This is a genomic window from Methylobacterium sp. PvP105, from assembly GCF_017876975.1.
GTDB lineage: Bacteria > Pseudomonadota > Alphaproteobacteria > Rhizobiales > Beijerinckiaceae > Methylobacterium > Methylobacterium radiotolerans.
Genome location: NZ_JAGIPA010000001.1, coordinates 4546884 through 4568409 on the forward strand (window position 1 = coordinate 4546884; position 21526 = coordinate 4568409).

Consider the following 21526-nt stretch of genomic DNA (forward strand, 5'->3'; position numbering starts at 1 on the left):
GATGAAGCGACGACTGAGCACTTTCGCCCAGGCAATCGGCCTGGCAGGGGCCCTGCTCGCAGCGGACAACGCCCTCGCGCAGGAGAGCGGCACAGCCGTTCCCACCGGGCGTCCAGCCAATCTCTGCCAGGAGCTTCTGGCCTTCGTGAAGCAGCCGAATCCAGCGAAGGAGGCCGCCGCGACGCCTCCGCAACAGGCGACCGCCGTCTCGAATCCTTCGGGAGCGAGCCAGGGCACGCCATCGGCCGCCGGCGGCGACGTCCAGCAGAAATCCGGCTTGAGCGGGCCGACCCCGGGAGGCTCGCCAAATCAGGCGGGCACCGATGCCCAGCGCGGGCAGGGGAACCAGGCGGCGAAGGATGCGCCGAGTGCCGCCAAACCGGCCTCATCACCTCACCCGGACGCGGCCACCATCGCGACGGTCGAGGCCGCTGCCGCAGCCGACGACCAGCTCGGATGCCGTTCGGCCGCGCGGACGATGCGGACGCACGGTGTGGCCCTCCCGCCACCACTCCTTGCATTGGCCGCGCTCGATCCGAAATTTTATGCCCAGTAGTATGCGGTCTTCGCCAACCGATGCTGAGTTAAGGTAACTGCTGACAGAGCTAGACTCTGTTTTAGACCCGTGGCGTGTCGAGCGAACTGTCTGGGCGTGACGCGGACGAAGGCGACGAGGTGCAGGTCTGCCAGGGGTCTGGCACAGCGCTCATAGTCTTTGACGAGGCGGCGGAAGCACCTGGCCTCGACAAAGGAGCGCTCGACCACCCACCGGCGGGGAAGCAGCACGAAGTCGCGCTTGGCCTCTGGCAGCTTGCCCCCTCCAAGGCAATGCCGTGCGAGCGTGCTGCCGCGGCCCGCTTCTCGCCCTTGTAGCCCTGATTGTGGATGCACCTCGAAGGACAATGGCGAGAGGTTGGCGGTCTTCAATTCGTACGTTTCACGGCCGCCGAAGGGCGTGGTCTCCGAACGTCGCGTGCGACGCGATACCACCAAGTCCAGCCGCGGAGCACGCCCTGACGCTCAGCAGCTTTTCTCAAGCCCCGTTTCACGGATCGGTCCAGACAGCCGCCCGGACGAGCAGCCCGCGTCCGCTTGCGGGGTGCTGCCGGATTTGGCTGGACGGCGGCAATGGGCGTGAAGCCGAATGTCCGGTTTTTCGTACACTGATGGTTCGGCGTGACGTGCTCCAGCCGTAAGCGGCCCGTCCGCTTCGGAGAGGGTTCAGCGGAAAAGCGGACCGGCAGCTACCGACCCAATTTTGACGCTCAACGCGGATCGCGACGTCCTTCAAAGCCGACATTCAGCTGTATGCCGCCCGGACCAATTTCTGGAAGCTTGACTTCCAAAACGCATGATGATCGAAGTACCGATCGATATTAGAGAAATGCTCAGTATAGTATGCAATTAAGATCGGCTAACTATTACAACAAATATGAAGTCATTGCTTCATATTTGAACATATTGCCGCGTCACAATGTTGGGTGAATATTTTGATTGGCGCGTCTCAATGGACGCCTGTTTTGACCGCGATAGTGACAGGAAAATACGCACTAGGGCTTTGCAGTACTTCGGGGTCTTCGACGGTTAAGGTCTGCGCACCATAACGCACGGCACCAGCATCTCCGTATAGACTTTTCTTGAAGTAGCTCGTTTTAAGACCGTCGCGCAGAAGGGTATTTAACGTGTGGCTCCAGTTGAACCTCACTTTCCTGGCAATCGCAGAAATGCCTACGCTTGTGACGTCCCAATGACAGATGCCGAGGTTGTATAGATCCGCATCCTGCCACGCATCACGGAAGAAATATCCTTTCCAAGTATGGTCATCTACGCGTTTCATTTCAATGGAGATTCCAAAGTTCGGCACGTCTTGCTGACCCAGGAACGAACTAATCGGCAGACACTCTCTGTTTACAATCTCATATCCAATGTATCCCTCGATAGAATCCCACGGCTCGGGAGCGTTTGACGTGGCGATGACATCATAGCGCTTGACGGAAAGCGGGTTTCTCGCGGGATGTTTAGGGCTTTTATACGTCATGAAAAATACTATAATTGCCACTAAGGATACGATCGTTGCAATTAGGATTATTCGGAGTTTCATTCAGTGACGTTACGCTACCGACAGCACCCGTGCCCATGAGGCACCGCATGTGTCGAACGACGCCCTGAACAAGGGGCGCGTGAACGACCGGCGTATGATTAGCCGTGTTATCCACGTGTTCAAGTCTGGCCGTTAGCGGAACGACGCTTCGGAAGGTCGATTTGAGAAGCGGACTGCCTTCTATCGACCCAACCCGGCCGTCAGACTTGTGTCGAACGAAACCCAAAAGCAGTCGTCAACGCGGGACGTGGGATAAATTGATGCACGCTGCTCTGTACGAGGGCGCGTTCCGGGACGCTTAAGCCGGAAACACGAGAAGCGCCCCCACCTTCATGCTGACACCCGCAGGTCCGTCGGAGCCGAACCCGGAGCCTCCAATGGCGAGGCATGCAGGTTCGCGGGGGCCAGGACGCGCCAGTCGGCCCGGATGCGCCGTCCTTCCGCGATCCGCACCGTGAAGCCCCTCTCGTCGAAGAACTCCAGAAGCGGCATGGTCATGTTACGCCCGATGCCGGCCGTGTCGCGGAAGCGCCCAACCGTCAGCAGGCCGTCGGGATGTTCCCGCGCCACCACGTCCGCGATCCGCGCCAGTTCGGCGACCACGTCGGGCAGCACGTAGTAGTTCTTCGAGATGCGCTGGAGCCATCCGAGGCGACCCACCTTGTCGAGGAGGCGGCGGAGATCGTCCGGCTCGCGGCCCAGGCGGTCGGCGAGGACGGCGAGGCGGGGCTGATCCAGGCCAGCCTCCTCCAAGACGGCCCGAACGGCCTCGTAGACGACGGCGTCGGCCGGACGCAGGCGCGCCGTGTGGCCGGGCAGGTGCAGGAGCGGGCCGCGCCGCATGACCTGACCCGTCCGCACGAGGCCATCGAGGGCGGCCTTGAGGGCCGGACGCTCCCCGGCCTCGACCGCCGACGCGATCTCGTCGCGGGTCAGGCCGGGGTTGTCGGGCTGCGCCATGTGCGTCCGGGCGAGGTCGGACACCGCCCCCGCGGCCAGCGCCGCGACCCGCGCCCCCTGGAACGCGAGCCGCGGGCCATCCTCCGCGACGACCGCCCCCGCAGCCGCGACGAGTGCATCGAGGGCGGCCGGGGGCAAGTTGCGCAGGCGGGCGAGGTGGGCGAGGTCGACCCCGGGCTTGGAGGTGGCGAGAAGTCCCCGGAGCGCGCGACCGTCATCCGCGGTGTCGAGGGCGGCGACGACCGCCCGGCGTGCCGGCGTCCAGGCACCCCGACGCGGTCCGTCCACGTCGATCACCCGACCGCCCCCGAGCGTGCGAGCGGCCGAGACGTCGCGCAGGATGAAGCGGTCCCCGGCGAGGGCGCCGACCTCGCGGTCGAGGGCGATCACCGCCCGGGCGGACGCGCCGGGCTCGACGGACCCGGCCCCGGGGAGGAGCAACCGTCCCGTCACCGCCGCCGCGCCAAGATGGAGATGCACCGGGGTCCGGTGGCGCAGGGGCAGAGCTTCGTGCGGCAGCACGCGCACGGAGACGTCGAGGCGGGTCGCCGGCCCGTGCAGATCCGGCGCCAGGACCCACGTGCCCCGGCCCACGTCGTCGAGGGACAGGCGAGGACCGGCCAGGTTCAGGGCGCAGCGCTCCCCGGCGCGCGCGGTCTCGGCCACTGCGTCGTGGACCCGCACGCCGCGCACCCGGACCTCGCGTGCCCCGGGCGAGACGAGGAGCCGGTCGCCCACGCGCACCGTGCCCGCATGCACCGCCCCGGTCACGACCAAGCCGGCACCGGGCACGGTGAAGCGTCGGTCGACGGCAAGCCGAAAGCCGCGCTCCGCATCTGCCGGGACGGGGGAGCCGGTCGCGGCCTCCAGCAGGCGGGCGAGGTCGTCGATGCCCCCGCCCGTCAACGCCGAGCAGGCGACGACCGGCGCCGCCGCGAGCCCCGTTCCAGCGAGGAGGGCGTGGATTTCCCCGGTCACCGCCGCGATACGGTCGGGATCGGCGCGGTCGGCCTTCGTCACCGCGACGACGCCGCGGTCGACGCCGAGAAGGTCGAGGATGGCGGCGTGCTCGCGCGTCTGCGGCATCACCCCGTCGTCGGCGGCGACCGCCAGGAGCGCGCAGGACACGCCGGTGGCGCCCGCGACCATGGTGCGCACCAGGCGCTCGTGGCCCGGCACGTCGACGAAGCCGAGCGGGACCCGCAGGCGACCGTTCGCCGGCGCGTAGGCGAAGCCGAGATCGAGGGTGATGCCCCTGGCCTTCTCCTCCGGGAGCCGGTCGGCGTCGACGCCCGTCAACGCCTTCACCAGGGCCGTCTTGCCGTGGTCGATGTGCCCGGCGGTCGCGACGATCATGCTGTCCCTCGACCGAGCGGCGTTGGAGGCGGAGGGCCGGCGCAGGTCACCCCGCGCCGGCATTCCCGTCAGTCCGGAGGCATCAACCCTTGATCCGGGTCTCGGCGAGTTCGGACATGCAGGTGTCGTAGGGTGTGAACGCCACCCGGTCCGACACCGCGAACAGGGTGAAGGGAGAGTACAGGAACAGGGCCTTGGCCTCGTCCTGCAGGTAGCGCTCCACCTCGCGCACCACCCCCTCGGTCTCGGTCTCCGGCGTATGCAGGAGCTTCTCGTAGAGGGCGTCGAACTTCGGATCTTCCGGACCCTGGCGCAGGGTCGCGTCCTTCCCGAAGAACTCCCGGTGCACGCACGCCACCGGATATTGCGGCGTCCAGTCGAAGTACCATTCGAGCTTGACGTCGAACTCTTCCGGCAGGTCGCCCCGGTCACTGACGAAGCGGCAGCCCAGGCCGACCTTGGCGAGGCACTGGCCAATCGCCTCGACCACACCCTTCCAGGCGGGGGACGAGACGATCACGATGTCCCGCCCACTCACCCCCGCCGCTTCGAGCGCCGCCTTCGCGGCCTCGGGGTCGTGCGGGAACGGGCTCATGCCAGGATCGGCGCCGTAGCGGCCGGGCTGGATGAAGGCCGGGATCACCGTGCCGTAGCCGTGCGCGCCGTGAGCGAGCACGAACTGCCGGTCGATGGCGAGGTTGAGGGCCCGCCGGGCCTCGGCGTGCCGCCAGGGCGAATCCGGACGGGTCTCGTTGAAGACGCCCGTCAGGATCGTCTTCGCGGTCTTCGTCTGGATCTTGCCGTGCTCACTGGCCGGGAAGGCGTGCGCCTCCTCCGGCGTCAGGTCGAACACCACGTCGACGCGGCCGTCACCGGCCGCCACCGACCGGATGCCCTCGGCCTTGCCGATCACGTTGTCGTAGACGATCCGGACCGTCGGCCTCCGGGCCGGGTTCCAGTACGTCGAGTTGGGCTCCATGACCACGCGGTCGGAGCGGCTATCGATGAGCGAGACGCCCTCGGTGAGCACGAACGGGCCAGTCCCCCACGGACCAGGCGCGTCGATGACTCACCAATGACCTTCGGCCGACCCCGTCTTCGGATCGACGAAACCCCACTCGTTCCAGAAGCGTGTCGACGGCAGGTGCATGCCGCGCAGCTTCATCAGAGCCGCGGAGTCCCCGCCTGGGAAGCGCATGCGGATGGTGCGCTCGTCCACTGCCTCGCAGGTCACGTCCCGAGCGAAGTTCAGGAAGGCGCCCGGCGGGTGCGGGTTGGTCCATTCCTGGACCTTGTCGAAGCCGAGCTTGAACATCGCCGCGTTGAACGGCTCGCCGTCCTGATAGACGGCGTCCCGCATCGTGAGTTCGAGGGTTTCCCCGTCGAGCCAGCGCCAGCTCTCGGCGAGGCTCGGCTGGCCGATGCCGTCGTGATCGACGCGGTTGGCCTCCTCCATCGTGTTCCAGGTGATGGAGAGCCAGTTCACCGGCGACGGATCGACCACCGTCACCGTGTTGTGGGACCCCCAGGGCTGTCCGCCCCCTGGGTCCCCGGTCGCTTGCGCGTCCATGTCTCCTCCTCGTGTTCGACCCGCATGGCGTGCGGGCACCGTCCGGCCCTTCGCGAGCCGACAGGTTGGAGGGCGCGTGCGTGCGCGCAGGCCCTCGATCGGTCCGCCAGGGTCGTCAGCCACGCCGGCCTCGAACCCTCGCGGTTTCAGTTCGCCCCCGTGGGGAGCCTCACCCGCACGCCTGCGCGCGGTGCATCCTCAACCCGTCACGTCACCACGGGCCGTGCCCGTCGCGGCGACGCGGTCGGCGAGATCCCTCAGTTCCTGGCGCAGGTCGGCGAGGTCGCGGTCGCCGAGGCCGGTGCGGCAGACCACGGCCTGCTGCGCCGTGGCGACCCGCTCCTCCAGCAGCCGGCCCGCCTCCGTCAGAGCGATGAGGACGACGCGCCGGTCCGAGGCGCGGGCCCGGGTGACGAAGCCCGCCCCCTCCAGCCGGTCGACCAGGGGCGTGATCGCGCTGGACGTGAGTTGCAGACGGGCGGCAAGGTCGTGCACCGCCGTCACGCCGTCCTGCCAGAGCGCCAGCATCACGAGGTACTGCGGATAGGTCAGCCCGAGTTCGCCCAAGAGCGGTCGATAGGCGCGCACGACCGAGTTCGTCGCGGCGTAGAGGGCGAAGCAGAGCTGGTCGTCCAGCCGTAGCCCGCGTTGCCCGGTCGATGTCGCCACTGACGGCCCTCCGTTCAGACAATAATCATTCACGCGTGAACGACGTTGTCAACGGGCTGCCCGGTGTGCACGGGGACACGCGTCCGACGGGCCTGCTCTTTCTGCTCTGAGAGCGTCCGCATTCGCGAGGGATCGGCCGAAAGCAGACGGGCGCCTTTCCACCCATCTGAGACCTTCAGGCGAACGATTCGTGCCGGCAGACGCTGGCTAGAAGCTGCCGCCCCGTTTCGGAGCAGGCTCGCAACAGAGGCAGACGCGCTGCCTTCGACCAGGCTGGACATACAGCCTGGTGTGACACGCTCAGGCAGGAGCAGCAGCGGATACCTACGTCGCGACGCGGCCTTCCACTGACGAACGACAGCCCGCGGCGGCGCCCCTCGGCCGACAACGCCATCATATGGCCCACCGTCGATCTCCGTGAGCGCTCGCTGAAGTAGCGTCAGAGCCGCGAATACAAGCCGATGCGATCTCAGTCCCGCACGCCACGGGAGGAGCTCAGAACCAAAGTTGAACGCTCCTAACATGCATTAATTCGGGAGCGCGCGGAGGAAGCTAAGCAGCAACGCTCGGCGACCCGTCGCTCCATTTTCGGTCCAATTGCTGTCCATCAGGAATTGCAACGTGCTGGCCCGGTGCGCGGATCGAACGAAAGGGCAACCATCTACATTGAGCCCTATTGCTGTTCTTCGCCGTCGGTGCTTCCTCGCTGCGCCCGCGATCCGAACGGCGGCCTCATCGGGCCTGTGCATCTACCCTGAAGGTGTATCCGAATGACGCCGACCACGTCGCAGTTGGAGCCGAAGCTCCTCTTGAAGAGCCTCCGCGCGTTCCGGAAGGGCGATTTCTCGGCCCGCCTGCCGCTCGATCTGACGGGCATCGATGGCGAGATCGCGGAAGCGTTCAACGACATCGTCGAGCTGAACCAAGGACTCGCGCGGGAACTCGACAGGGTCGCGCGCGCGGTCGGCAAGGACGGGCGCATCAATGAGCGCGGCAAGCTGCCGGCGGCAACCGGCGGCTGGAACGACTGCGTGGACTCGGTCAACACGATGATCGGAGATCTCGTGCAACCGACCACCGAAGTCGCGCGGGTCATCGGGGCGGTAGCCAAGGGTGATCTCGGTCAGACCATGCAGCTCGAGATCGACGGCCGCCCGCTGAGGGGCGAGTTCCTGCGCATCGGCAAAGTGGTCAACACGATGGTCGACCAGCTGAATTCCTTCGCGTCCGAAGTGACACGCGTCGCGCGCGAGGTCGGCTCGGAAGGCAAGCTCGGCGGCCAGGCCCAGGTCAAGGGCGTCGGCGGCACCTGGAAGGATCTCACGGATAACGTGAACCTGATGGCGGCCAACCTCACCGGTCAGGTCCGCAACATCGCCGAGGTCACGACAGCCGTGGCCAACGGCGATCTGTCCAAGAAGATCACCGTCGACGTGAAGGGCGAGATCCTCGATCTGAAATCGACCATCAACACGATGGTGGATCAGCTCAACTCCTTCGCCTCCGAGGTGACCCGCGTCGCCAAGGAGGTGGGCTCCGAGGGCAAGCTCGGCGGGCAGGCGCAGGTCAAGGGCGTCGGCGGCGTCTGGAAGGACCTGACCGACAACGTCAACATGATGGCCGAGAACCTGACCGGGCAGGTCCGCAACATCGCGGAGGTCACCACCGCGGTGGCGCGGGGTGACCTGTCCAAGAAGATCACCGTCGACGTCAAAGGCGAGATCCTGGCTCTGAAGCTGACCATCAACACGATGGTGGACCAGCTGAACTCCTTCGCCTCCGAGGTGACGCGCGTCGCCCGCGAGGTCGGCACCGAGGGCAAGCTCGGCGGTCAGGCGCAGGTCGAAGGCGTCGGCGGGACGTGGAAGGACCTGACCGACAACGTGAACATGATGGCGGCCAACCTCACCGGTCAGGTCCGCAACATCGCCGACGTGACCACCGCGGTGGCCAACGGCGACCTGTCGAAAAAAATCACCGTCGACGTGCGCGGCGAGATCCTGGAGCTCAAGAACACCATCAACACGATGGTGGATCAGCTGAACTCCTTTGCCTCGGAGGTGACGCGCGTCGCGCGCGAGGTCGGCTCGGAGGGCAAGCTCGGCGGTCAGGCGCAGGTGCGCGGCGTCGCCGGCACCTGGGCCGACCTGACCGACAACGTCAACCTGATGGCGGCCAACCTGACCGGTCAGGTGCGCAACATCGCCGACGTGACCACCGCGGTGGCCAACGGCGACCTGTCCAAGAAGATCACCGTCGACGTGAAGGGCGAGATCCTGGAGCTCAAGAACACCATCAACACGATGGTGGATCAGCTGAACTCCTTCGCCTCCGAGGTGACACGCGTCGCCCGCGAGGTCGGCTCGGAGGGCAAGCTCGGCGGTCAGGCCCGCGTCGAAGGCGTGGCGGGCACCTGGGCCGACCTGACCGACAACGTCAACCTGATGGCGGCCAACCTGACCGGTCAGGTGCGCAACATCGCCGACGTGACCACCGCGGTGGCCAACGGCGACCTGTCCAAGAAGATCACCGTCGACGTGAAGGGCGAGATCCTGGAGCTCAAGTCGACCATCAACACGATGGTGGATCAGCTGAACTCCTTCGCCTCGGAGGTGACGCGCGTCGCCCGCGAGGTCGGCACCGAGGGCAAGCTCGGCGGACAGGCGCAGGTGAAGGGCGTCGGCGGCGTGTGGAAGGGCCTGACCGACAACGTGAACATGATGGCCGCCAACCTCACCGGTCAGGTGCGCAACATCGCCGAGGTCACCACCGCGGTGGCCAACGGCGACCTGTCCAAGAAGATCACCGTCGCCGTCGAGGGCGAGATCCTGGAGCTCAAATCCACCATCAACACGATGGTGGACCAGCTGAACTCCTTCGCCTCCGAGGTGGTCCGCGTCGCCCGCGAAGTCGGCATCGAGGGCAAGCTCGGCGGTCAGGCGCAGGTGCGCGGCGTCGGCGGGACCTGGAAGGACCTGACCGACAACGTGAACATGATGGCGGCCAACCTGACGGGTCAGGTCCGCAACATCGCCGACGTGACCACCGCTGTGGCCAACGGCGACCTGTCCAAGAAGATCACCGTCGACGTGAAGGGCGAGATCCTGGAGCTCAAATCCACCATCAACACGATGGTGGATCAGCTGAACTCCTTCGCCTCCGAGGTGACGCGCGTCGCCCGCGAGGTCGGTTCGGAGGGCAAACTGGGTGGTCAGGCCCAGGTCCGCGGCGTCGGCGGGACCTGGAAAGACCTGACCGACAACGTGAACATGATGGCCGCCAACCTCACCGGACAGGTGCGGGGCATCGCGGACGTCGTCACGGCCGTGGCGCAGGGCGACCTCAAGCGGAAGCTGTCGGTGGATGCCAAGGGCGAGATCGCCGCCCTGGCCGACACGGTCAACGAGATGATCGAGACGCTCGCCACCTTCGCCGATCAGGTCACCAATGTGGCCCGCGAGGTGGGTGTCGAGGGCAAGCTCGGCGGTCAGGCCCGGGTGCCGGGTGCCGCGGGCCTGTGGCGCGATCTCACCGACAACGTGAACCAGCTCGCGGCGAACCTGACGACCCAGGTCCGCGCCATCGCCGAAGTCGCGACCGCCGTGACGAAGGGCGACCTCGCTCGCTCGATCTCGGTCGAGGCCTCCGGCGAGGTCGCCTCGCTGAAGGACAACATCAATGAGATGATCCGCAACCTGCGGGACACGACGCTCAAGAACGCCGAGCAGGATTGGCTGAAGACGAACCTCGCCAAGTTCACCCGCATGCTGCAGGGCGAGCGCGACCTCGCCACCGTGTCGAACCTGATCCTGTCCGAGATCGCGTCGCTCGTGAACGCCCAGCGCGGCGTGTTCTACATGGTGGAGGACGAGGGCGGGGAGCCCGTCCTCGATCTGATGGCGAGCTACGCCTTCACGGAGCGCAAGAACCTCTCGAACCGGTACCGCCTCCGCCAGGGCCTCGTGGGCCAATGCGCCTTCGAGAAGAAGCGCATCCTCCTCACCCACGTGCCCGGCGACTACATCACCATCGGCTCGGCCCTCGGCGAGGCGCCGCCGCTTAACATCATCGTGCTGCCGGTCCTGTTCGAGCAGGAGGTCCGGGCGGTGATCGAGCTGGCCTCGTTCAACCGGTTCAGCGAGACGCATCAATCCTTCCTCGACCAGCTGACCGAGTCGATCGGCATCGTGCTCAACACGATCGCCGCCAACATGCGGACGGAGGGGCTGCTCAAGCAGTCGCAGCTCCTGACCGGCGAGTTGCAGAGCCGGCAGGAGGAACTCAAGAAGACGAACGATCGCCTGGAACTCCAGGCCGCCTCGCTGCAGCAATCCGAGGATCTTCTGAAGAGCCAGCGCGAGCGCCTGCAGCAGACCAACGAGGAGCTGGAGGAGAAGGCCCGCCTCCTCGAGATCCAGAAGCGCGAGGTCGAAGGCAAGAACCGCGAGGTCTCCATCGCCAAGACGGCCCTGGAGGAGAAGGCCGAGCAGCTGAGCCTGACCTCGCGCTACAAGTCGCAGTTCCTGGCCAATATGAGCCACGAGCTGCGCACGCCGCTCAACAGCCTGCTGATCCTCTCGAAGCTTCTCTCCGAGAACCGGGACGGGAACCTCACCGAGAAGCAGCGGGAATTCGCCAAGACCATCAACGCGGCCGGGACCGATCTCCTGTCGCTCATCAACGACATCCTCGACCTCTCCAAGATCGAGTCCGGGACCGTGTCGGTCGAGATCGGCGACGTGACGCTGCAGGACCTCGTCGAGAACCTCAACAGGACCTTCCGGCAGCTCGCCGAGGAGCGCCACCTCGCCTTCGTGATCGACGTCGAGCCGGGCCTGCCGCGCGCGGTGCGCACGGACTCCAAGCGCCTGCAGCAGGTTCTCCGGAACCTCCTCTCCAACGCCTTCAAGTTCACCGAGAAGGGCAGCGTTTCCCTGAGGATCGGCTCCGCGGAGGGGTCACCGCTGCGCGCCGGGAGCCAGTGGCTGGCCCTGTCGGTGACCGATACCGGCATCGGCATCGCCGAGGACAAGCAGCGCATCATCTTCGAGGCCTTCCAGCAGGCCGACGGGACCACGAGCCGCAAATACGGTGGCACCGGCCTCGGCTTGGCGATCAGCCGCGAGATCGCCCGTCTGCTGGGCGGCGAGATCGTGGTCGAGAGCCGCGTCGGTTCGGGCAGCACCTTCACCCTGTTCCTGCCCTTCGAACCGCCTGTGCAGGCGGTCACGACGCGCGGGGCGGAGACATCCGAGGGCAACGGAACGTCGGCGCTGATGGGCCGGCAGCCGAACGCCGCGATGGCGCTCTCGGCCTCGGCGGATGACCGTCATGCCATCCATCCGGGCGACCATATCGTGCTCATCGTGGAGGACGACGCGATGTTCGCCTCGGTGCTGCTGGAACTGGCGCGCGAGCGCGGGTTCAAGGGTCTGATCGCGCAGGATGGCGCCGGCGCGCTGAGCCTCGCCCACCGCTTCAAGCCGCATGCCATCACCCTCGATATCGGCCTGCCCGACATGGACGGCTGGGCCCTGCTCGACCTCCTGAAGAACGATGCGCGCACCCGGCACATCCCGATCCACGTCATCTCGGTCAACGACGAGAAGAAGCGCGGGCTGCGCGCGGGCGCCTTCGGCTTCCTGGAGAAGCCCGTCGAGCGCGAGGGACTGATGCGGGCCCTGGAGCGCTCGAAGGAGTTCATCACGCGGCCGGTGCGCAACCTCCTGCTGGTCGAGGACGACGAGAACCAGCGCGCCAGCATCACGGCGTTGCTCGACGAGGAGGACGTCAAGATCTTCGGGGTCGGTACGGCCACGGCCGCGCTGGAAGCCCTGACCGGCGGCCGGTTCGACTGCGCGATCATCGATCTCGGCCTGCCCGATATCGGCGGTTCCGAGCTGATCGAGCGGATCAGGGCCACGCAGGAGGGCGAGGAGCTGCCGATCATCGTCTATACCGGCCGGGAACTCACGGCTCCCGAGGAGCAGCAGCTCAAGCATTCCGCCTCGACGATCATCCTCAAGGACACGCGCTCGTCCGAGCGGCTCCTCGACGAGACCGCCCTGTTCCTGCATCGCGCCATCGCCAGCGTTCCGCCCGACGAGCAGATCCGCGTCGAGCGGAAAGACGCGGAGTCTCTCCAGGGATGTCGCGTCATCCTGGTCGACGACGACCTGCGCAACATCTTCTCGCTGACGAGCGCCCTCGAGCAGCACGGGCTGGAGGTCCTGTTTGCGGAGAACGGCCAGGACGGCATCGCGCTGCTCCAGACCAACCCGAACATCGACGCGATGTTGATCGACATCATGATGCCCGGGATGGACGGCTACGAGACGATGCGGGCGATCCGGGCTCAGTCTGCCTTCCGAAGCCTGCCGCTCATCGCGGTGACCGCGAAGGCCATGAAAGGCGACCGCGAGAAATGCCTCGACGCGGGCGCGTCCGATTACGTCTCGAAGCCGATCGACATGGACCAACTCCTCGCCGTGCTGCGCGTGCAATTGGCGAGGCGTGGTGAGGTCGTAGACAGCGCCGCGCCGGTGAGCGGCGCACAGGGCCTTGAACGGCAAACACAATGACGGACCGGCTGGAGTTCCGTCCGACTGGTGCCGCTGCCGCCGCCGAACAGCTTGCCGGGCTCGCTACTCCGGATGCAGTCCGAGCGAAAATCCTGATCGTCGACGACGATCAGCGCAATCTGCTCGCCGCTTCGGAGATCCTCGCTGATCCGGCAATCGACATGGTCCTGGCAAACTCCCCGGAGGAAGCCCTGCGCCGGGCCCTCCGGGAGGATTTCGCCGTGATCCTGCTCGACGTGCAGATGCCGCGCATGGATGGCTACGAGGTGGCCGCGCTCATCCGCAGCCGCTCGCGCACGTCGCGCGTCCCGATCCTGTTCCTCACGGCGCACAACAAGGACGACATGCACATCTTCCGCGGCTACTCGGCGGGAGCGGTGGACTATGTGTTCAAGCCCATCCAACCTCTCGTCTTGAAGTCGAAGGTCGACGTCTTCGTCGACCTGTACCGCAAGACCGAAGAGATCAAGCGCAAGGCGGCGGCTGAGAAGCAGCTGCTCCTGGAGAACCTGCGCGTGCGCGGCGAGAAGCTCGAGGCCGAGCAGGCGCTGCGCAGGCAGGCGGAGCATCAGGCCGCCGTGCTGCGCGGCCTTCCCATCGCGCTCTACACCTCACCGCTCGGCGTGGAAGACCGGCGGCTCCACTTCACCAACGACAGCATCGAGCGCATCACCGGCTTCTCGCGCGAGGCTTTTGCCGGATCCAGCCTCTGGGAGTCCCGCCTCGAAGCGGAAGACCGGAACCGCGTGCTGGCGGATCTGCGCACCGTCTCCGAGGTCGGTGCCGTGGCTCTGGAATATCGCTGGCGCAACGCGGACGGCACGGAGCGGCACATCCTCGACCAGATCGCGGTCAACCGCGATGAGAGCGGCACGGGGGTCGAGCTCTTCGGCATGTGGTTCGACGTGACCGAGCGCAAGGAGCTCGAGCTCAGCTTGCAGCACGCCTCGAAGCTCGAGGCCGTCGGCCGTCTGACCGGCGGGATCGCCCACGACTTCAACAACATGTTGAGCATCGTGATCGGCAATCTCGACCTGATGAAGGGCTCGCTCCAGGGGAACGAGAAGGCGCTCCGCCGCGTCGAGAGTGCCATCGAGGGAGCGCATCGCTGCGCAGAGCTCACCAGCCGGCTGCTGGCCTTCTCCCGGCGCTCTCCGCTCCAGCCGAGAGCGCTGGACTTCACGAGCTTCATCCCTGGCCTGGTCAAGCTGCTCGAGCGCACGCTCGGCGAGCAGATCACGATCTCGGCGAAGCTGGAGGAGAACCTGCCGGAAGTCTGCGTCGATCATGCCCAGTTCGAAGCCGCTCTCATCAATCTCGCTGTCAATGCGCGGGACGCGATGCCGAACGGAGGTACGTTGAGCATTTCCATCAGGCGTGGCGAGCCCGGTGTACAGGACGGAATCGAGCCGGTCCGCTGCGTGGAGATCACGGTCACCGACATGGGAACGGGGATGTCGCCGGGCGTCCTGGCCCGCGTGTTCGAACCCTTCTTCACGACGAAGGAGACCGGCAAAGGCACCGGCCTGGGTCTGAGCATGGTCTACGGCTTCGTGCAGCAGAGCGGCGGAACCATCACCGTCAATAGCAATCCGGACCAGGGCACGCGGTTCGTCATCACGTTACCTGAAATCGTCAAAGGTAACTTCACGCCGGAGCATGCGCACCCGCACGCGACCAGGGGAGTGCCGGACCCGCTAGACGGCGCTGGCAGGGCCGTGCTCGTCGTCGAGGACGACGCCGACGTTCGCTCCACTGTTGTCTCGACGCTCGAGGCGCTTGCCTTCAAGGTTTTGAGCGCGACTGACGGAGCCGAGGCCGTCGACATGCTGCAGAATGTTCCGGATATCGCGCTCGTCTTCAGCGACGTGAACATGCCCGGGGCGATGACCGGAATAGACCTCGGACACTTGGTTCGCCAGCGGTGGCCAAAGATACAGATCCTGCTGTCGTCAGGCTATCTGAAAGAAAACCAGGACACGAACGGCTTCGCTCTGCTGCAGAAGCCATATCGAGCGGCGGATTTGATTGAAATATTGAGGGGACTCATCGGCGAGACGGATGAGGTCGTGAGCTCAGACCGGTAGAGAGATCCGACAGCGACGATCGCGTTGAAGCGTGCTCGCAGATGCGAGCTTTTCGGCTAAACGAGGCGCACGAGCGTTTTCGGTCTGCGCTGGGTCGCTACGGCTGGGTCCACACAGAGGTCACGGGCTGATTCATCGGACGCTCCGGGTGAGGAACGACCGATGGGACGGCCCTGCAGTCGGGATCTGCGCGAGCGGGGGGAGTGAAAGCCGCCGCTAGAACCTCGCGCCAAGTTCTTCGCTGGCGTAGGCTGTGAGCCGGACTGAACCGGAGACTCTCCGAGTCCTGTGATCGTCAATGCAGCGCGCTGGGATAGAAGTTGCGCGCGAGACCTCGTCGACGACGCGCCCCCCGGGTAAGCCGCAAATAGCACCGAACGTGCCCGTTCCCGAACGTGCCCCAGAGGACGACAACGTTACAGGAACTCGGGCCGCCGCACCCCGCCGCCCGATTCTCCGCGCCGCACGGTGCGGACGTCGGCCGGACCGGTTTGATCCGGAAATCGTCGACGGCGCTCAGAAACCGCGGCGACGGTCAACGCGGTTGAGCAGCGGCTGCCCGTCGCGAAGGGCTCGAACCGCCGCAATCATCTGACGCGCCGCATCGTCCGGCTGGCTCGCGCTGGCGCTGTGAGGAGTCACGAGGATCCGCGGGTGGCCGAGGAGCGGATGATCCGCGGGCGGCGGTTCCTCCGACAGCACGTCGAGAATGGCAGCCCCGAGCTGGCCCGTGTCCAACGCCGCGATCAGGTCGCGCTCGACGACATGAGCACCGCGCCCTGCATTCAGGAGCGCGGCCCCGGCCGGCAGATGCCGGAACAGGTCCCGGTCGAGCAGTCCGCGCGTTTCCGGCGTCAGGGGCAGCAGGCACACGAGGATGTTGCAGCCGGACAGGAAATCCGGGAGCGCCGCACGGCCGGCGAAGCACGTGACGCCGTCCAGCGTCTTGGGGCTTCTCGCCCAGCCGCGAACTTGGAAGCCGATCCCGGCCAGGGCCGCGGCCGCCGCGCTCCCGAGCACGCCCAGGCCGAGGATTCCGACCTGGGTGGTCCGGGCCGTGCGGATCGCCCGCGGCTTCCAGATGCCCCGACGGGTCTCGCTCGCGTAAGGAACGAGGTCCCGGTGCAGAGCCAGCACGCCGAGCGTGACATACTCGACCATGGAGCGCGTCACGTCGGGGGCGACCATGCGGACGATGTGCACGGGCTCCGGCAGGGCATCGAGCGGCAGGTGATCGATCCCGGCGCCGACGGAGAACACGAGGCGCAGGTCGGGCATCTGCGCGGCCAAGTCCGCGGGCGGCTGCCAACCGGCGAAGGCGCTCGCGCCGGGAAACCGCGTGCCGTGCGCCCAGTCGATCAGGCTCAGCTCCGGCGCCTCCTGGGCGAACACGCGGTGCCAGACGCGGGCGTGCTCCGGAACGGTCTTGAGAACGACGGGGATCACCATCGCCCTACACGGCTCCCGGCGCAGTTCGGCGGTCCGCGACGCTGCGCCGGGCGCGCCGCCTCGGCGATCCTTCGGCCCCTCCGGGCGGCGCAGCGTCCCCGGCCTGCTCGGATCGCCTCAGCAGCGCGAAGGCCGGCGAGGCGGGGTCGAACGCGACGAAATCGGGCTCCCGGGCGAGCAGGATCCGCAACGAGTTCAGCGTCCCGCCCAGATGTGTGCGCAGGAGCGAGACCGCATGCTCCGCGTCCCGCCGGCAGAGCGCCTCGAAGATCGCCCGGTGCTCGTCGAGCACCTCCACGTGATAGTTCTGCAGCGGGAAGGCGTTGCGCCGCACCCGGTCCAGCTGGCCGGTGGCGAGGTGTATCGTGTCCCAGACGCGGGGAAAGCCCGCGCAGGCGCACAGGAGCCGGTGGAAATCGTTGTCGAGGGCGAACGACTCGGCGTTGTCGCCGCGCCGCGCCGCGTCCGCCTCGCGGAAGAGGACGAGTTCGAAGGCGGATTGGCGGGCGGGTTCGAAGCGCTCGGCCGCCAGGGCCACCATCCGCAGCTCCAAGCTCTCGCGCACGAGCTGGCCCTCGATCACCTCGTCCAGGATGATCTTGTTGACGAAGGTGGCGTCGCTCGGGACCACCGTCACCAGCCGCTGCTGCGCGAGCCTCAGGATCGCGTCGCGCAGGGGCGTGCGCGACACGCCGAGCTCGTCGCAGAGATCCTTCTCCACGAGGCGCGTGCCCGGCTTCAGCTGCATGGCGATGATGGCCTCGCGCAGGGTCGCGTAGACCCGCGCCGCCTTCGGCAGATCGGCGCGCAGGGCCGATCCCGCCGTCGGACTCGGATCCAGGGCTTCCGCCGGATGCATGGGTCGTCTCCTGCCAGATCTGTCGTTCTTCTTGTCAGGCCGCACCGTCCAGGGTTTTTCCCAGGACCTCAAGGAAGAGCGCGGCGTGCTCGGCGGAGAACGTCAGCGGCGGGCGGATTTTCAGCACGTTGTCGTGGGGGCCGGACGCGCTGATCAGGACGCCCTCCTCGCGCAACGCGTTGACGACCCGCTTCGCCAGCGCCGTATCGGGGGCGCGGCTCTCGCGGCAGGCGACGAGGTCGAGGCCGAGGAACAGGCCCGCCCCCCGCACGTCGCCGATCGCCGGGGTCCGCGCCATCAGCGCCCGCATCCCCTCCAGCATCAGGCCGCCGGTGGCGGCGGCCTTCGCCACCAGGTCCTGATCCGCCAGGATGTCGAGCACCGCGCCGGCCGCCGCGATCGAGACGGTGTTGGCGCCGAAAGTGTTGAAGTAGCGCACGTCCCGGCCGAACCGTTCCGCCACCTCGGGCTGCATCGCGACCCCCGCGATGGGCAGGCCGTTGCCCATCGGCTTGCCCATCACGGCCATGTCGGGAACGATGCCGTGGCGGGCGAAGCCCCACATGCCTGCCCCGGTCCGGCCGAAGCCCGGCTGCACCTCGTCGGCGATGTAGAGCGCGCCGGCCTCCGAGACCGCCTCCCGGGCCGGCCGGAGGAAGCCGGCGGGCTCGGCCAGGGTCCCGTCCGTCGAGAAGATGCCGTCGGCGATGAACGCCGCGGGCCGCACGCCGTGGCGGCGCATGTCGGCGAAGGCCGCCCGAACGTCCTCGGCCAGCCGCGCGCCGACGTCGACGCCGGGATTCCGGTAGGCGTCCGGCGCCGGCACCGTCCAGACATCGCGGCCGAGGGGGACGGCCGGGCCGAGCGACGGGGAGATCCCCGCCGTGGCCTCGGTGGTCCCGTGATAGGCGTTCCGCGTGATCACCAGACCGGTGCCGCCGGTCTGGTAGCGCGCGATCCGCAGGGCGAGGTCCACCGCCTCGGACCCCGTGCAGGTGTACATGACGTGGCCGAAGGCGGCCGGATAGGTGGACAGCAGCCGCTCGGAGTAGTCGAGCACCGCCTCGTGCAGGTAGCGGGTGTGGGTGTTGAGGGTGGCCATCTGGCGCGTCACCGCCTCCACCACCCGCGGGTGGCAATGGCCGACGCAGGGCACGTTGTTGTAGGCGTCGAGGTAGCGGCGCCCGTCGGCGTCGTACAGCCAGACATCCTCGCCGCGCACGATGTGGACCGGCCGCTCGTAGAAGAGCCGGTACGAGGCGCCGAGGAGGTCGCGGCGCCGGGCGATCAGGGCCTCGGCGGAAGCGGCCGGGGCGGACGTGGAAGACGCGGTCATGGCGTGGCCTCAGGAACGACAGGCCTCGGCGATCGCCGCATCCATCGCCTCCGGCGCCAGGTCGTCGAGGTGCCGGAACTGCTCCCAGACGCCGGCGCTGTTGCGGGTGAGGTAGTCCCGGCGCTCGGGGAAGCGGCGGGCGCGCCATTCCGGGATCAGGAGGCGCAGGGCCATCCGCGTCCGGATCGCCGTCGGCAGCAGCGCGACCTCGGCCTCCGACAACCTCGCGACCGAGGCGTAGCCCCGCAGGAAGGCCAGGGCCGGCCCGAGGGGATGGGCATCGAGGCCGAGCTGGTAGGCCGCCGCGATCGCCACGTCGAACATCCGGGCCGTGCGGACCGTGTCGCCGAAATCGATCACCCCGGTGATCCGGTCCGGATCGTCGGGATCGACGAGGATGTTGTCGCCGCCGAGGTCGTTGTGGACCACCTGATGCGGCAGGTCCGGCAGGGCGGGCACGATCCGCGCGGCGAACGCGTCGAGGATGCCGGCGAGGCGGTCGCGCTGCCCGCCCTCGGGGAAGACGTCGAGCACGGCGCGCAGCCGCCCGGCATGTCGCAGGTCCCAGGAGGAGACGTGGTCCGCCGCCGGGTCCGTGAAGCCCTCAAGCGCACCCTGGAGGCGGGCCAGCAGCGCCCCGGCCGCCCGGCGCTGCCCGTCGGTCCGGGGGCCGGCGGCCTGCGAGCGCCCCGGGGTGAAGGTGGTGAGCCGCACGGTGCGGAGATCCTCCGGCGCGACGGTGATGCGCGCGTCGGGCTCGCCCGCGCGGGTCGGCACGATGCGCGGCAGCGGCAGGTCCGGCGCGGCCCGCGCGACGTGGATCAGGGCGTTGCTGTGCAGGCGGGACACCGCGGGATCCTCGCCGGGGCTCAGGATCTTCAGGAAGTAGGCGATCCCCGCCCCCGCATCGAGGCGAAAGTTTGAATCTTTCTCCCCCGCGAGCCACGACGCCGCGCCGGCGATGCCGTAATGCGCGGCGGCGATGCCCTCGGCGGTGCGGGCATCGACCGGCTCGGCCACGACCGACAGGCCGGCGCCGATGCCGCTCTCGGGGGCGTCGATCGTGGGATGGGACATCGGGGATCCAGACAGGTGCTTCGAGACCGGCGCGCCCTGCGCCCTCAGGCGGGCCGGACCACAGGGGCGTCCGGGAACGCCTCCGGGTAGGCGGCTTGGTAGGCCGCGGCGGCCCGCAGGACGAGGTCGTCCCGGAACCGGGCGGCGACCATCTGCAGCCCGATCGGCAGGCCGCCCGAATCGAAGCCGCAGGGCACCGAGAGTGCGGCCTGGCCGGTCATGTTGAACGGGTAGGTGAAGGGGCTCCAGTCGGTCCAGTCGGTCATGCCCTGCCCCTCGGGGAAGTCGATGCCCGCCGGGATCGCGGTGACCGGCATGGTCGGGGAGAGGAGCAGGTCGTAGCGCGCGTGGAAGCGCGCCATCGTGACCTTCAGCTCGGCCCGGACCTGCTCCGCCGCCAGGAGGTCCGCCGCGCTGGTGCGGCGCCCGATCTCGGCGACGGCGACGAATCCGGGATCCATGCGCGCGCGATCCGTCTCGGTGGGGGCGAAGCGATCCACGAGGACCGCCATGGCGGAGAACCAGATCACCCGCAGCGCCTCCAGGGGCGAGGCGAAGCCGGGATCGGCCTCCTCGACGACGGCGCCCATCGCGGCGAGGCGGGCGGCGGCCCGGTCCACCGCGGCGGCGACCTCGGGATCGACGCGGGCGTAGCCGAAGGTCCGGCTGTAGCCGATGCGCAGGCCCGCGACGCCGCCGCGGGCGGCCTCCGTCCAGTCCGGGACGGGGCTCGGGCAGTCGCCGTACAGGCCGTCCGGGGACGGGCCCGTGACGGCGTTCAGGAACAGGGCGGAATCCGCCACCGTCCGGGTGAGCGGGCCGCGATGGGCCATGTCCCGCAGCGGCGTCGGCGCGTCGGTGGCCAGCCAGCCGAAGGTCGGCTTGATCCCGAAGACGCCGCAGAACGACGACGGGATGCGGATCGAGCCCGCCCCGTCGGATCCCTCGTGCAGCACGCCCATGTTCAGGGCGGCGGCGACGCCGGCCCCGCCCGAGGAGCCCCCCGAGGCCCGATCGGTGCCCCAGGGATTGACGGTGTTGCCGAAGGCCGGGCCGTGGGTCACGCCCTTCCAGCCGAATTCCGGCGACGTGGTCGTGCCGAGGATGACCGCCCCGGCGGCGCGCAGGCGCCGCATCACCAGGATCTCGTCGGTGGCCGGGGCCTCGCCGGTGAGCTTCGAGCCCCGCCGCCACGGGATGCCCTTGACGGCGGTCAGTTCCTTGATCGTCGTCGGCACCCCGTCGATCGGGCTCAGCGCCTCGCCCTTCGCCCAGCGCGCCTCCGAGGCCCGCGCGGCCTCGAGCGCCGGTTCGGGCGCGACATACGCGAAGGCATTCACCTGCGGGTTGAACCGCTCGATGCGTGCCAGCGCCGCCTGCGCGGCCTCCACCGGCGAGACCCGGCCGGACGCGAACAGCGCCCCGAGCTCCACCGCGTCCATCTCGCCGAGATCGGTCCGGGTCGTGCGGATCTGGTCCAT

Annotated in this window: 11 protein-coding genes and 2 pseudogenes; 3 read left to right on the top strand and 10 right to left on the bottom strand. The window is 67.9% G+C overall.

Annotation, left to right across the window (positions count from 1 at the left end; all coding sequences use genetic code 11):
• The first annotated feature begins 1 nt into the window (after nt 1).
• Nucleotides 2-556 carry a hypothetical protein gene (locus tag J3A75_RS22395; protein WP_083374373.1) on the top strand — a complete coding sequence of 185 codons (555 nt, stop codon included), beginning with the start codon at nt 2-4 and terminating at the stop codon, nt 554-556.
• A gap of 65 nt (nt 557-621) precedes the next feature.
• Here J3A75_RS22395 and J3A75_RS22400 read toward each other — a convergent pair.
• The 5 genes and pseudogenes from J3A75_RS22400 to J3A75_RS22425 form a co-directional block, all read right to left on the bottom strand.
• A pseudogene (locus J3A75_RS22400) lies at nt 622-881 on the bottom strand (transposase); the annotation flags it as partial.
• Nucleotides 882-1504: 623 nt separating this feature from the next.
• On the bottom strand, nt 1505-2038 hold the full coding sequence (locus J3A75_RS22405; RefSeq protein WP_083374374.1) for a hypothetical protein: 534 nt from the start codon (nt 2036-2038) through the stop codon (nt 1505-1507).
• A 393-nt stretch (nt 2039-2431) separates the two neighbouring features.
• Entirely contained in the window at nt 2432-4417 is a 1986-nt protein-coding gene (gene selB, locus J3A75_RS22410; protein ID WP_070999865.1) for a selenocysteine-specific translation elongation factor, read from the bottom strand.
• 82 nt (nt 4418-4499) lie between these two features.
• Nucleotides 4500-5987: pseudogene (locus J3A75_RS22415) on the bottom strand (ABC transporter substrate-binding protein).
• Between the two features lie 198 nt (nt 5988-6185).
• Entirely contained in the window at nt 6186-6656 is a 471-nt protein-coding gene (locus J3A75_RS22425; protein ID WP_070999868.1) for a MarR family winged helix-turn-helix transcriptional regulator, read from the bottom strand.
• A gap of 770 nt (nt 6657-7426) precedes the next feature.
• Here J3A75_RS22425 and J3A75_RS22430 point away from each other — a divergent pair.
• Complete coding sequence (locus tag J3A75_RS22430; protein ID WP_209650774.1) at nt 7427-13237, top strand: HAMP domain-containing protein; 5811 nt, start codon at nt 7427-7429, stop codon at nt 13235-13237.
• A complete protein-coding gene (locus J3A75_RS22435; RefSeq protein WP_209650775.1) occupies nt 13234-15324 on the top strand; it encodes a response regulator in 2091 nt (696 codons plus the stop codon). Before J3A75_RS22430 ends, J3A75_RS22435 begins: the two co-directional genes overlap by 4 nt.
• 516 nt (nt 15325-15840) lie before the next feature.
• Here the strand turns inward: J3A75_RS22435 and J3A75_RS22440 are convergent.
• The 5 genes from J3A75_RS22440 to J3A75_RS22460 are packed head-to-tail and all read right to left on the bottom strand — an operon-like array spanning nt 15841 to nt 21526.
• Nucleotides 15841-16773, bottom strand: coding sequence for a 2-hydroxyacid dehydrogenase (locus J3A75_RS22440; RefSeq protein ID WP_070999885.1), 933 nt, complete (start codon nt 16771-16773; stop codon nt 15841-15843).
• Nucleotides 16774-16777: 4 nt separating this feature from the next.
• Nucleotides 16778-17632: a GntR family transcriptional regulator gene (locus J3A75_RS22445; protein ID WP_063110912.1), complete on the bottom strand. Its 855-nt coding sequence runs from the start codon at nt 17630-17632 to the stop codon at nt 16778-16780.
• A 34-nt stretch (nt 17633-17666) separates the two neighbouring features.
• Nucleotides 17667-18968: an aspartate aminotransferase family protein gene (locus tag J3A75_RS22450; protein WP_070999886.1), complete on the bottom strand. Its 1302-nt coding sequence runs from the start codon at nt 18966-18968 to the stop codon at nt 17667-17669.
• A 9-nt stretch (nt 18969-18977) separates the two neighbouring features.
• Entirely contained in the window at nt 18978-20045 is a 1068-nt protein-coding gene (locus J3A75_RS22455) for a phosphotransferase (RefSeq protein WP_070999887.1), read from the bottom strand.
• A gap of 44 nt (nt 20046-20089) precedes the next feature.
• The gene (locus J3A75_RS22460; RefSeq protein WP_012320160.1) at nt 20090-21526 is read right to left on the bottom strand and encodes an amidase; all 1437 of its coding nucleotides are present in this window, start codon (nt 21524-21526) and stop codon (nt 20090-20092) included.

Bases quoted from the DNA above. Each gene is read 5' to 3' on its own strand.
- J3A75_RS22395 (WP_083374373.1), top strand. From the start codon at position 2: ATGAAGCGACGACTGAGCACTTTCGCCCAGGCAATCGGCCTGGCAGGG.
- J3A75_RS22405 (WP_083374374.1), bottom strand. From the start codon at position 2,038: ATGACGTATAAAAGCCCTAAACATCCCGCGAGAAACCCGCTTTCCGTC.
- selB (WP_070999865.1), bottom strand. From the start codon at position 4,417: ATGATCGTCGCGACCGCCGGGCACATCGACCACGGCAAGACGGCCCTG.
- J3A75_RS22430 (WP_209650774.1), top strand. From the start codon at position 7,427: ATGACGCCGACCACGTCGCAGTTGGAGCCGAAGCTCCTCTTGAAGAGC.
- J3A75_RS22435 (WP_209650775.1), top strand. From the start codon at position 13,234: ATGACGGACCGGCTGGAGTTCCGTCCGACTGGTGCCGCTGCCGCCGCC.
- J3A75_RS22440 (WP_070999885.1), bottom strand. From the start codon at position 16,773: ATGGTGATCCCCGTCGTTCTCAAGACCGTTCCGGAGCACGCCCGCGTC.
- J3A75_RS22445 (WP_063110912.1), bottom strand. From the start codon at position 17,632: ATGCATCCGGCGGAAGCCCTGGATCCGAGTCCGACGGCGGGATCGGCC.
- J3A75_RS22450 (WP_070999886.1), bottom strand. From the start codon at position 18,968: ATGACCGCGTCTTCCACGTCCGCCCCGGCCGCTTCCGCCGAGGCCCTG.
- J3A75_RS22455 (WP_070999887.1), bottom strand. From the start codon at position 20,045: ATGTCCCATCCCACGATCGACGCCCCCGAGAGCGGCATCGGCGCCGGC.
- J3A75_RS22460 (WP_012320160.1), bottom strand. From the start codon at position 21,526: ATGGACCAGATCCGCACGACCCGGACCGATCTCGGCGAGATGGACGCG.